This is a genomic window from Microcoleus sp. T3_D1, assembly GCF_036700405.1.
Classification (GTDB): Bacteria; Cyanobacteriota; Cyanobacteriia; order Cyanobacteriales; family Microcoleaceae; genus Microcoleus.
Genome location: NZ_JAUBOV010000016.1, coordinates 25847 through 38540, shown reverse-complemented (window position 1 = coordinate 38540; position 12694 = coordinate 25847). Strand labels below are relative to the sequence as shown.

Genomic DNA, 12694 nt, shown 5'->3' with positions numbered 1-12694 from the left:
TTATCCACCTATAAAACACCCTAATTATGCCAACTCGTAAGACTTTGCACTTACCAGAAATCGAACTTTCATACCTAGAATGGCAGCCCGACACAGGGAAAGAAAAATCTCCCCGTTTGCTGCTGCTGCACGGTTTAGCAGATAGTGCGTGTGTCTGGACTAGCTTGGGCAATTACTTGTCCAACCGCTATCATATTGTAGCGCCCGATATGCGCGGTCACGGAGAGAGTAGCAAACCGAAAACAGGCTATACTTTTGAAAGTGCGATCGCAGATTTAGAAGCTTTGATGGCACATCTCAACTGGCCAGACGCCCACATTTTAGGACATTCTTGGACGGGAAAACTAGCACCGATTTGGGCGAGGCAAAATCCCGATCGCTTTTGCAGTATGATTTTAGTAGATCCCATCTTCATCACCAAAATGCCCGCCGCGATGAAACTCACCCTGCCAATTGTTTACCGAAAATTAGACTGTCTCAAATGTGTGGGCCCGTTTGCGACTTTATCCCAAGCAGAAGCAGCAGCAAAACAATCGGGAGAATACGCAGATTGGAGTGATGTGCAGCAAATGGTATTCCAACAGCAAATCGAAGAAAAATCGGACGGAAGTTGGGGCAGTAAATTTGCGATTGCAGCCAGAAATCAGATATTTGCAGAAGTGATGAAAGTTGCCGGTTTAACTGAAAATATTGAGATACAGACTTTGTTTGTACAGCCGGAAAAAGGCGTAAATCGCATGGCTTGGCAAATGCAGCCATACAAGAGATATTTGAAAAATCTTACTGTTGCAAAAGTACCGGGGAATCACTGGTCTTTTTTGACTCAACCAGAAACTTTTAATCAAACTGTGGCAGATTTTTTAGAGGGTACAAGACAGTGAATTTAGAAATTATCGCACATCGGGGATTTTCGGCGATCGCCCCGGAGAATACTTTAGCAGCTTTTGAACTGGCGATCGCCCGTGGAGCTCATTCGATCGAATTTGACATCCAGCTATCCGCCGACAACGTACCAGTGATTTTTCACGACGCAACATTAGATAGAATCACTGGAGTTTCTGGCAAAGTTAGGGAAACAACCCTGTCCCAATTGCAGACACTTAATGCGGGAAAATGGTTTAGCGATGAATTTTCACAACAAAAAATTCCTACCTTAAAAGAATCATTAGCTATCCTCAAAAATGTTGAGAAATTTCTTTACTTTGATGTTAAGCCGCACTGCGAGTGGTCGGATGCAGATGTCACGGATTTTGTCAACACTTTGAAGGGCGAAGAAATCCAACATAAATGCGTTATTACCTCCTTTAACGATGGATTTCTGGAACAAGTGCGGCGGCTATCTGGCGATTTGGCGATCGGACACATTGTTGCTAATCTAGAAGCATACAAAACTCAATTTGCTCAAGCTGTGGCGCATCAGGATAATGTGATTAGCAGTCAGTATCGCGTGTTGCTGGAAAACCCGGCGCTAATTCGAGAAAGCCGGAGTCAGGGAGTTGACATTGTGGCCTGGACGGTGGACGATCGAGCGGATATGCAAAAGTTAATTGATTTGGGTATAACGCGGATAGTCACTAATTGTTTGATATAATTTGTTTAACTTGATATCTTGCACCATTATCAAGAACGGGCAAGATGCCCGTTCCACAAAACTCAATATATCTTGCACCATTATCAAGAACGGGCAAGATGCCCGTTCCACAAAACTCAATTAATAGATGAATTACTTTCGCCAAAGCATCCACGAAATGTCTGGCTATGTGCCGGGAGAACAGCCTCCACTAGGCACAAAAATTATTAAACTAAATTCTAATGAAAATCCCTATCCGCCTTCTCCCAAAGCCTTAAAAGTGCTTCAGGAAATAGACGGAGAAATTTTGCGGCGCTATCCAGATCCAACTGGCAAAGTTTTCCGCATTGCTGCTAGTCAAGTTTTGGGAGTTGCTGACGATTGGATTATTGTAGGTAACGGCAGCGATGATTTATTAAACTTGATAGTTCGCGCTGTGGGCGAATCTGGGAAACAAATTGTTTGTCCCGCGCCAACCTATGTATTGTACCGCACTTTGGCAGAAATTCAAGATGCAGAATTTGTTGAAGTTCCTTATCCCGACGACTACAAGTTACCAGTCGATTTGCTAATAGCAGCCCAGGGTGCAGTGACATTTATAGCTTCGCCAAACAGTCCATCGGGAACAGCCATATCTCTTGCAGATTTGGAGAAACTGGCTAAAGAGTTATCGGGCATTCTTGTCATCGACGAGGCTTATGTAGATTTCGCCCAAAATAATGCTTTGGAATTGACAAAAAAGTACAGTAATGTTATAGTATTGAGGACGCTTTCAAAAGGTTATTCCCTAGCAGGATTGAGGCTTGGTTTTGCTATAGCAAATCCGGCGCTGCTGGCAGAATTAAATAAAATCAAAGACAGCTATAATGTGGATGCTTTAGCTTATGCAGTGGGGGCGGCTGCGATCGCCGATCGAGACCACAAAACAGCCAACGCCGAAAAGATTAAGGCTTCGCGAGCAAAACTAGCCGTTAGCTTCCAGGAATTAGGCTTTGAAGTTTGGCCCTCGCAAACCAACTTTTTGTTAGTTAGGCCACCAAACGGCGATGCAGAAAGAATTTATCAAACACTGAAAGTACGGGGAATATTGATTCGATATTTCAATCAGCCGCGATTAGAAGACAAATTGCGGATTAGTGTAGGTACGGAGGAACAGAATCACATATTAGTTAAAACTTTGAAAGAAATCCTCTAGATAACGATCGCACTAAAATTAGTTTGTAGTGATGACTTTAGTCCTCTGATTTTTATGGAGACTGGCATTCCTCACTACAAACAGCTTGATTACGGATAATTATTAGGATTATCAATCGCCAACCCTTCTGAATGAGCAATATTCAGCAATCGATTGTCCGCCGAAACAAAAACCAGTTGAGTATCTGGCACGGAAACCAGAGTAGATTGAACGCGCAAAGCTGACGCTAATTGCAAAGCATCATAAGCCCGCAGCGGGTTTTGCATCACCAGTGCGCCCGCTGTTTCTATCAAAGTGCGATCGACTTCAAGAACTTCATACTGGTTGTCAAAATCCGTGCGAAAATCTCCCATAAGTTGGTCAACCTCATCGACAGATAGACTACCCTCTCGTTGACGGCGTGAAAAAGCGCTGCATACCTCCACCCAAGTAATCTGAGAAATCGCGAGAAAGTTACCTGCTGCAGGAAGAGTAATTGATTGAATCCAATTACTTCCCAATTCAGGCACATACCGTTTAACCAAAGCGCTGGTGTCTAAGAAATAGGCATTTACCACGGGCCACGATCCTCAATAACGATTTCAGAAAGAGGTTTCCCCACTCTTCCCTTGAGTTTTTCAAACAGTTCGCGCCGCTTTTGTTCTGCGGCTGCATCTAGCTTAAACTGTTTTGTTGGCAAACCCATCAATTTTCGTACATTCATCAACTTAATCGCCTTTTCGCGATCGCCCTTGAGTTCTTCCTGCGACACTTCCGCTACAATTGTGATTTGCACAGTTTCCCCATCATTCAATGACAAAGGACTCAAGGGACGAAAAACCCCGTTTTCGTACACAGCAGCAATAGTTTCTGGCATAATTAGCCTCTTAATTAAATGCTTTCACTTATTGTACTTCTTTTAGAGTTTTCAGTAGGGTGCGTCAGTTGTGATTATTTTTGCTCCAAACAAACAATCTCGGAACTGACGCACCTGACAACAAATGGTGCGTCAGAATAATACTTTCGGCGCTGATTTAAAATCTCAAAACTGACGCACCCTACCACTGATATCATCAGTCATTCCCGATTCTTTAATCGAAAATCCAAAATCTCAAATCTCAAATCGTCTTACTTGGTTGCCACCACAGCCAAATTCCAAGCCAAGCGCTTCATCAAAGGCAACTTCTTCAAAAATCCATCCCACCCTTCCAACCGAGAGTATTCCGGTTTCAATCTCTCTTCTTCAATGATAATCTTTTTCCAATAACGCTCCTCATTGGGATGCACTTTTTCTATCAAATAAAAGCGCAAAAAAATCCAAAGCGATGTCAGCCAAAACGTATCATAAGCCGTCTCCGAAAACAAAGACTTGACAAAATTTACAATATTAATATCCAAAGGAGTTTCATCCTCTGTCCGCACCTCAGTCGCCATCCTGCGGTAAACATTAATCACCGGATTGTGCTTCATCGGGTCCCAGAAACAAGCTTTTCCCCCCGGTTTTAGTACCCGGTGCATTTCGCGAATAGCCTTTTCCGGTTCCGGCAAATGGTGCAACAAATTAGAAGCATAAACAATATCAAAACTATTGTCCGGGAAATCTAGCGCCATTGCATTCACCGTGCAGCCCTCTATTTTGACGCCGTTTTTCTCTGCCAATTTCAGAGCAACTTCTACCATTCCCTGAGAATAGTCGGCAGCCACACAATTTGCACCTTTTTTAGCAAAATAAACGCTGTTTTCTCCCGCGCCGCAGCCTAAATCTAACAGCCGTTTGCCTGTAATATCGCCCATTTGCTGGACGATAAATCTATTTTCTGGGGCGGTGCAAGCTTCAAAGTAATCATTAACTCGAATGCCGTCAATATCGATTGTGGATGCCCAAGCATCGTGGAATTGCCGCTCTTTTTTTAAAGTTTCGTCTTGCATTTTTCAAGAGTTGGTTATTGGTAAAAAAAAGTAATTTTAAACCGCAGATAAACGGGGATTAACGCAGATTTATTTAGATATATCTGCTGTTATGTGCGTTCGTCTGCGGTTTGTTTCAAGAAAAATGGCTGACAATAAATTTATCAGCGCTGTGCTTCTGCAACAACTTGATTTCCGATCGGAGTTGGCTGTTCCGAGGATTTTTCCGTAGTATGCTGCAATGCCTGATACAGGCGATTTAAAGCGCTGATGTATGCTTCTGCAGAGGCTACGATAATGTCGGTATTTGCTGAGTGACCGGAAAATACTTTGCCTTCGTGGCGCAAGCGAATTGTTACTTCGCCGATCGCATCTATGCCCGCTGTTACCGATTGTACAGAAAACTCGATCAACTCGTTCGGTACGTTTACCACCCGGTTAATTGCCCTGTAAATTGCATCTACAGGCCCAGTGCCGATCGCAGCATCGGTCAATTCTTCGCCCGCCGGATTCCGTACAGTGACAGTTGCTGTCGGGCGAGATTTGTCGCCGCAGGAAACTTGCACCAATTCTAAGCGGAATAGTTCCGGTGCTTGGTGCACTTCGTTGTTGGCGATCGCCTCTAAATCCCAATCAGTAATCTCTTTTTTCTTGTCTGCCAAATCTTTAAACTTGACAAAAGCCTTATTTAGCTCATCGTCGGCCATTTGAAAACCCAACTCTTTCAAGCGAGTGTGAAATGCGTGGCGCCCGGATAATTTACCCAACACGATTTGATTTTCAGTTAAGCCGATCGACTCAGCGTCCATAATCTCGTATGTCCGCTTATTTTTCAGCACTCCGTCTTGGTGAATTCCCGACTCGTGAGCGAAAGCATTTGCCCCGACAATCGCCTTATTTGGCTGCACCAACATCCCCGTCAAAGTGGAAACCAAGCGGGAAGTTTTGTAAATTTGGCGCGAGTCAATATTTGTCAGCGGTTCCTCAGAATCCGCCGCCCTTCCCAAGAACGGATTATAATATTGACGCCGCACGTAAAGCGCCATTACCAACTCTTCCAGAGCCGCATTGCCCGCGCGTTCGCCAATCCCGTTAATCGTGCATTCTAACTGTCTGGCGCCATTTTTCACAGCTTCCAAAAAGTTAGCCACAGCCAATCCTAAGTCATTGTGACCGTGCACCGAAATAATTGCGCGATCGATATTCGGCACATTTTCCTTAATTCCCCGAATCAAAGCCCCAAACTCGCTGGGAGTCGTGTAGCCTACAGTATCGGGAATATTAACAGTAGTGGCACCGGCTGCGATCGCCCGTTCTAGAACCTGATACAAAAACTCCGGTTCCGATCGACAAGCATCTTCCGGCGAAAACTCCACATCATCCACAAAAGACTTAGCGTAAGCTACCATTTCCGGCACAATTTCCAGAACCTCAGCCCGTGTCTTTTTCAGCTTATGCTCCAAGTGGATATCAGACGTAGCCAGAAACGTATGAATTCGCGAATTTACGGCGGGTTTCAGAGCCTCGGCTGCTGTTTTTATATCCTCCTTTCTCGCCCGTGCTAAACCGCAAATTGTCGGCCCATCTTCTGTACCAACCGATCGGGCTATTTTTTGGACTGCCTCAAAATCTCCCGTGCTGGTGAAAGGGAAACCCGCTTCAATCACATCCACGCCCAATCTCGCTAACTGGCGGGCAATAGTCAGCTTTTCATCCACATTCAGAGATGCACCCGGAGATTGTTCTCCGTCCCGCAAAGTCGTATCGAAAATAATAATCCGGTCTTGACTTGGTTGAGTTTTCATAGCTCTAAAAAAGTGTTTTCCTGATTCTTACTTGTCCGTTTTTCTAGATTTTTAGCCTCCAGTCAGTCGATTTTAGATTTTAGATTTTAGATTTTAGATTTACTCCACAGATGAATCTGGGAACTTGAACCTTAGTCTAAAATTTTGGGCTACTGGCGACTCCTATCGGAAAGCAAGTATGCGTTTTTGGGCGGGGTCACCAGTCCCCTGTCTCGCGCCAATAACGAATAATTAATAACCCATAACCCATAACTACTGACTAATGACTAATAACTACTGACTAATGACTAATAACTACTGACTAATGACTACTGACTAATGACTACTGACTAATGACTAATAACTACTGACTAATAATCCATCTTCTCGATATGTTCCCTAATTTCATTTAGGTCTATATACCTATCTGTAGCATTTCGTAACTCTCTAGCAATCATTCCTTCGGTGGATACCACAGTAATATGAGTATTTTTCGATCGCAGCAGCTCGATCGCCCGCTCAAAATCTCCATCGCCGCTAAACAGCACAACTTGGTCGTACTGATCCACGGTATTAAACATATCAACCACAATCTCTATGTCTAAATTAGCCTTTTGAGAATATCTGCCCGAAGCATCGTCGTAATATTCCTTAAGAATTTTAGTGCGAACCGTGTAACCCAGACTGATCAAAGCATCTCGAAATCCCCTTTGATCTTGGGGGTCTTTCAGGCCCGTATACCAGAAAGCATTGATCAAGATGACATTCGGCTGCGAAGTTTTGAAATATTCGAGCACCCTGCGAGGATCAAAAAACCAACCGTTCTTTTGTTGAGCGTAGAACATATTGTTCCCGTCCACAAAAATAGAAAGGCGGTTCATTAAGTTTGTCATAGAAACTTAGACCTAATAATTGTAGAAAGAAGTTAATCTAAATATCACATTTTAGCAACATGGAGCTAACTGAGGCAATAGATTAGACTTCAGAAAACTCCATCTCCCCAGTATTTCATATTTTCGGCTCTACCGCCAGAGGGTTCTTTTAACCCTGCTTGCATTTGAGCGAGGGGCCCTCACAAACTATACGCCTAGTAACTCAATACCGGCTGCCGTGTCAAGGTTAATGGCGCCTTCAAACTACCGCGCCCACCGCCCTACCGCCTCTTCAGGCATACGCCCAGCGCATAGCAGTAGATTTTGCTCCCTGATTTCATAGCGCAGACTACCTCCGCTTAAGCCTTTTTGCTTTCAAGAGCCCAGCGAGCTAACTCTGTCCGGTTGTGCAGACCTGTTTTGCCCAGCATATTGCTGACGTGGCTTTCGATAGTCCGCTGGCTGACATTCATCACGTCTGCGATCTGGCGGTTTGCCATACCCTGCGCTAGCAACTGTACCACCTTTAACTCAGTGGGAGTCAATTCGACATTGCGGCGCGCCTTAATTTTTGTGCCACTCTCTATACCGGGATTTGAGTGGCGAATCAAGCGGGAGGCAGCTTTCAGAGAAGATTCCACTTGGGCTACCAGTTCTTCTGGTTCAAAAGGCTTGACTATATAAACGTCAGCCCCAGTGCTCAAGCCTTTTACTCGGTCTGAACTTTGACCTTTTGCCGACAAGAACAGAACCGGAATCCAGCTAGTGCGAGGGTCTTCTCTGATGTGTTTGACTAAAGTGTAGCCGTCCATTTCCGGCATCATCACGTCGCAGATAATCAAGTCGGGAACTTCTTGTTCTAGTTTTTCCAGAGCGTCTCTGCCGTTTTCTGCTGTAATGACGTTGTAACCCCGAAACTCCAAGTAGTCCTTGACGAGCAAGATCAAGTTCGGGTCATCGTCAACCAGCATCAGCCGTTTTTGCTCTCCTGAATTATTGTCCTTTGTCATGTTTATTCCCGCTAAAGTATCCCGCACACTTCCTTGTTTTCACTTCGGTTTTTTCTTTCAGTCCCCCGCCACCAGGCTGGGAGTGGAGGACGACGATCGACTGAAGGGATGGCGGTGAGGGAAAGCGGGGCGGGTATTACCGCTTTCCAACCTATAATTGACGGCTGTTTGTGAGTGTCTTACGACCTGGAATGCAGCCCAAACCTGTAATGGACGATCGCCCTGTCAAGATCAGCCTTGATTGGAGATTCCCTAACAGAGCGCAAGTTAAATATCTTTAATCTCGATCGGTTCAATTTCAGGTTAATGCCCCGGTTTTAAATGATACTTCTGATATAGAGAAATTTAAGCAGACTCCCTACTTACGTATTTAACTGTTTCTAGTGTAGTTTGGCAACCTGCTTAGTGTCGGCCACTGAGAAATTTTTGCACAAAATTTCACAGTTCATCCGATCGATTTTTTTTACTGTACCTTTTGAGAAACACAAGGAACACGGGAAGGCGCACAGGGAAGACAAGAACCTAACTACAGTTTTATTGAGCTGTAGCAGGTGCGATCGCCCGGACGCCAAACTGTCTCAAATTCTCACCCTTAACCTTAAATTTAACACTTTACCTATAACCCTGTACTTTAAACAGCGCTATACTTAAATGTTTTGCTGTGCATCAGGAGGCACAGGCAAAGGATGAGTTAAGAAAGCGTATTCTTGAACGACCTTTGAGTTTAGGAGATGTTCCTGAATAATTCTCTCAATGACGGGGGGAGTAACGTCGCGATACCACACTCCGTCTGGATAGACTACCATAATCGGGCCAGACGCGCACACTCGCAGGCAATTGGCTTTGGTGCGAAAGACGCAGGTTGGTCGAGTGGCACTTGGCTTGTCGAGCCCCAATTCTTGCAAGCGTTTTTTTAAGTAATTCCACGCCTCCAGACTGGTTTGCCGATCGCAGCACTTGGGCACGGTTTGGTCGGCACAGATAAAAATATGTCGCTCGATTTGAGGGATTCCCAGGCTTTGGACGCAAGCGCTCAAGCCTTGGCTGCAAGATTCATCGTTATTTTCAAGCATTTTATTCATTCGTCAACAGTAATTGGTTAGCGATCGAAAGTCATCATCACAGCCCCCACTCCCAGGGCTGTTTCATTCTCACCAAAAACATGAATTTTGACTCTGTAGGGGTAGTGCCCCCGTGCCTACCCCCCCGTGCCTACCCCCCCGTGCCTACCCCCCCGTGCCTACCCCCCCGTGCCTACCCCCCCGTGCCTACCCGCCACAGACGACTGCACAGGCGTTTGGGACATGGGGGCAGCCACGGGGGGCAGCCCCTACAGAGAATGAAACCGCCCTGCACTCCCCCCTCTCCTTCGCTCCAACTCATTCTCGGTTCGGGAACCCGTACTGACAACTAAGTTGCGATCGCCCCTGACTAAAGCTAAATTAGCACTCAGGAGCCGAGAGTGCTAATATGTCAGTTGTAAGTAGTCCGCTGTTGCTTTCATCGTGACCCCTGACGACTGACTCACGACAATCTGTAATCTGGAGATTTATTTATGGCAGCAGTATCACTGAGTGTTTCTACCGTTAAACCGTTAGGCGAGCGCGTGTTCGTGAAAGTAAGCGCTAGCGAAGAAAAAACCGCCGGCGGCATCCTTCTGCCCGACACAGCTAAGGAAAAGCCCCAAGTAGGCGAAGTCGCGGCCGTGGGCCCCGGCAAGCGCAATGACGACGGCAGCCGCACAGAAATGGAAGTCAAAGTCGGCGACAAAGTTCTCTACTCGAAGTACGCCGGCACCGACATCAAACTCGGCACTGACGAATACGTCTTGCTTGCAGAAAAAGACATTCTGGCGATCGTTAACTAATTAATCATTAGTCATCAGTCCTTAGTCATCAGTCATTAGTTTAAAGCGAACGCCGCCAAACAACTAATGACACGGGGCACATGACTAAAATCCATCATCCCCAATCCAAAATCTCAAACCCTCAAATCCCCAAAAACTATGGCTAAGCGTATCATCTACAACGAAAATGCACGTCGCGCCCTCGAACGCGGTATGGACATTTTGGCCGAAGCAGTGGCCGTAACCCTCGGCCCCAAAGGCCGTAACGTGGTTCTCGAAAAGAAATTCGGAGCTCCTCAGATCGTCAATGACGGTGTTACCATCGCCAAAGAAATCGAACTAGAAGACCACGTAGAAAATACAGGCGTTGCCCTGATCCGTCAAGCAGCTTCCAAAACCAACGACGCAGCAGGCGACGGCACCACAACTGCTACCGTTTTGGCTCACGCAATGGTCAAAGAAGGTTTGCGTAACGTAGCAGCCGGCGCAAATGCGATCGCCCTCAAGCGCGGTGTTGACAAAGCAACCACGTTTTTGGTAGAAAAAATTGCCGAACACGCCAAACAAGTAGAAGATTCCAAAGCCATCGCTCAAGTCGGCTCCATCTCTGCTGGTAACGACGATGAAGTCGGTCAAATGATTGCCAACGCAATGGACAAGGTGGGCAAAGAAGGCGTGATTTCCCTGGAAGAAGGGAAGTCGATGACCACCGAATTGGAAATCACCGAAGGGATGCGCTTCGACAAAGGCTACATTTCTCCCTACTTCGTCACCGACACCGAACGGATGGAAGCGATTCTCGAAGAACCCTTCATCTTGCTGACAGACAAGAAAATCGCTCTGGTACAAGATTTAGTACCTGTGCTCGAACAAGTAGCTCGTTCCGGCCGCCCGCTGTTGATCATTGCAGAAGACATTGAGAAAGAAGCTCTAGCTACCCTCGTTGTCAACAAACTGCGCGGTGTGTTGAACGTGACTGCTGTTAAAGCACCCGGTTTTGGCGATCGACGCAAAGCCATGTTAGAAGATATCGCCGTATTGACCGGCGGTCAACTAATCACCGAAGATGCCGGTTTGAAACTGGAAAATACCAAGCTCGACATGATCGGCAAAGCTCGCCGCATCACCATCACCAAAGACAGCACCACAATTGTTGCCGAAGGTAACGAAGCCGCCGTCAAGTCCCGCTGCGAACAAATTCGCCGTCAAATGGACGAAACCGAGTCTTCCTACGACAAAGAAAAGCTGCAAGAACGTTTGGCCAAATTGGCTGGCGGCGTCGCAGTCATCAAAGTGGGCGCGGCTACCGAAACAGAAATGAAGGATCGCAAACTGCGTCTTGAAGATGCGATCAACGCAACCAAAGCTGCAGTAGAAGAAGGAATTGTTCCTGGTGGCGGTACAACTTTGGCTCACCTGACTCCTCAATTGGAAGAGTGGGCTAACAGCAGCCTGAAGGGCGAAGAATTGACCGGTGCTTTGATTGTGGCACGGGCTCTGGCTGCTCCTCTGAAGCGGATTGCTGAAAATGCTGGTTTGAATGGCGCTGTGATTGCTGAGCGCGTCAAAGAAAAGCCGTTCAACGTTGGTTTCAACGCAGCGACAAATGAGTTTGTCGATATGTTTGAAGCTGGTATCGTTGACCCTGCGAAGGTGACTCGTTCTGCTCTGCAAAATGCCGCATCTATTGCTGGTATGGTGCTGACAACCGAGTGTATCGTCGTTGACAAGCCTGAACCGAAGGATGGCGCTGCTGCTGGCGCTGGCGGCGGCATGGGCGGCGGCGACTTCGATTACTAATTAATCGATAGTCGATCGTTTGATGGGGCGGGCTTTAGGGTCTGCCCTGTTATTTTGGTAACGGTTTTTAGCATAGGCATAACTTTAACTCTGAAGCGAAATTAACTAAACGCTCAATCTATAAGGCCCCCGTGCCTCCCTCATACTCATAAACGCCAGCGCCAGGTTATACCCAAAAACCTAACCCTGCGTTTAAGTTGGTTAGTATGGAGATTAAAGATGCCTAAAACACCCGTTGCGCTGTATCGACAGGGGAATGCTAGTTCACCTAGAATGGATAATGTCAGACCCAATAAAGATATTACCGTTTATGAACAGGAAGATGAATTATGGGTTATGCCTACTTTAGAAGAAGGAAGGTTGTCAGGAGGAATGTCTCGGTCAGAAGGAATATCAACCTTTGAGAGTCCAGGCTCAGGAAAAAATTGGTATAAATTAGACCTCGGCACTGACATTCCACCAGAACTGGAATTAGTGAATGACCGTCCCGGTCATTGGTTATTCCAGCCCAGTAGACCGATGACTCTAGAAAAATACAAAGAGGCACTTCACCTCATAGGCACATTTTTCTGTAAAATAGAATAAGTTAAGAGGAGGTTGGGTGTAAGTAGATAAACCCAACCTCCTAATATAATTAATAGTATATTTGATTAGTTTTTTATATCAAATTACCTGCATCGGAAAAAATAATCTTTTGGGTATTTTCAACTCAAGTCGGCCAATGAGTATT

Annotated in this window: 13 protein-coding genes; 6 read left to right on the top strand and 7 right to left on the bottom strand. The window is 46.0% G+C overall.

Annotated elements, in window-relative coordinates:
* The first annotated feature begins 26 nt into the window (after window positions 1–26).
* The 3 genes from QT992_RS09795 (at window position 27) to hisC (ending at window position 2765) form a co-directional block, all read left to right on the top strand.
* Complete coding sequence (locus QT992_RS09795) at window positions 27–881, top strand: alpha/beta hydrolase (RefSeq protein ID WP_333335820.1); 855 nt, start codon at window positions 27–29, stop codon at window positions 879–881.
* Complete coding sequence (locus QT992_RS09790; RefSeq protein WP_333335823.1) at window positions 878–1591, top strand: glycerophosphodiester phosphodiesterase family protein; 714 nt, start codon at window positions 878–880, stop codon at window positions 1589–1591. The genes QT992_RS09795 and QT992_RS09790 overlap by 4 nt, the downstream gene beginning before the upstream one ends.
* A 127-nt stretch (window positions 1592–1718) precedes the next feature.
* Window positions 1719–2765 (top strand): histidinol-phosphate transaminase, encoded by a 1047-nt coding sequence (hisC, locus tag QT992_RS09785; protein WP_333335826.1) that lies wholly within the window; start codon window positions 1719–1721, stop codon window positions 2763–2765.
* 89 nt (window positions 2766–2854) lie between these two features.
* On the opposite strand, the gene QT992_RS09780 is transcribed toward hisC, so the two are convergent.
* The 7 genes from QT992_RS09780 to QT992_RS09750 form a co-directional block, all read right to left on the bottom strand.
* Window positions 2855–3322: a type II toxin-antitoxin system VapC family toxin gene (locus QT992_RS09780; RefSeq protein WP_333335829.1), complete on the bottom strand. Its 468-nt coding sequence runs from the start codon at window positions 3320–3322 to the stop codon at window positions 2855–2857.
* On the bottom strand, window positions 3316–3621 hold the full coding sequence (locus tag QT992_RS09775; protein WP_333335832.1) for an antitoxin family protein: 306 nt from the start codon (window positions 3619–3621) through the stop codon (window positions 3316–3318). The genes QT992_RS09780 and QT992_RS09775 overlap by 7 nt, the downstream gene beginning before the upstream one ends.
* Before the next feature lie 251 nt (window positions 3622–3872).
* The gene (locus QT992_RS09770) at window positions 3873–4673 is read right to left on the bottom strand and encodes a class I SAM-dependent methyltransferase (RefSeq protein WP_333335835.1); all 801 of its coding nucleotides are present in this window, start codon (window positions 4671–4673) and stop codon (window positions 3873–3875) included.
* 143 nt (window positions 4674–4816) lie between these two features.
* Window positions 4817–6457 (bottom strand): 2-isopropylmalate synthase, encoded by a 1641-nt coding sequence (locus QT992_RS09765; protein ID WP_333335838.1) that lies wholly within the window; start codon window positions 6455–6457, stop codon window positions 4817–4819.
* A gap of 350 nt (window positions 6458–6807) precedes the next feature.
* Complete coding sequence (locus QT992_RS09760; protein WP_006633075.1) at window positions 6808–7329, bottom strand: LabA-like NYN domain-containing protein; 522 nt, start codon at window positions 7327–7329, stop codon at window positions 6808–6810.
* 338 nt (window positions 7330–7667) lie between these two features.
* Window positions 7668–8318: a response regulator transcription factor gene (locus tag QT992_RS09755; RefSeq protein ID WP_333105463.1), complete on the bottom strand. Its 651-nt coding sequence runs from the start codon at window positions 8316–8318 to the stop codon at window positions 7668–7670.
* 647 nt (window positions 8319–8965) lie between these two features.
* On the bottom strand, window positions 8966–9391 hold the full coding sequence (locus QT992_RS09750; protein ID WP_333156650.1) for a ferredoxin: 426 nt from the start codon (window positions 9389–9391) through the stop codon (window positions 8966–8968).
* Between the two features lie 482 nt (window positions 9392–9873).
* Between QT992_RS09750 and groES the strand changes: the two genes are divergently transcribed.
* From groES to QT992_RS09735, 3 genes are all read left to right on the top strand, one after another.
* Window positions 9874–10185, top strand: a complete 312-nt coding sequence (gene groES, locus QT992_RS09745) for a co-chaperone GroES (protein ID WP_006633072.1) — start codon at window positions 9874–9876, stop codon at window positions 10183–10185.
* A gap of 138 nt (window positions 10186–10323) precedes the next feature.
* Window positions 10324–11964, top strand: a complete 1641-nt coding sequence (gene groL, locus QT992_RS09740; RefSeq protein ID WP_333046934.1) for a chaperonin GroEL — start codon at window positions 10324–10326, stop codon at window positions 11962–11964.
* A gap of 219 nt (window positions 11965–12183) precedes the next feature.
* Window positions 12184–12549 carry a Tse2 family ADP-ribosyltransferase toxin gene (locus tag QT992_RS09735; RefSeq protein WP_333376924.1) on the top strand — a complete coding sequence of 122 codons (366 nt, stop codon included), beginning with the start codon at window positions 12184–12186 and terminating at the stop codon, window positions 12547–12549.
* Window positions 12550–12694: the final 145 nt, after the last annotated feature.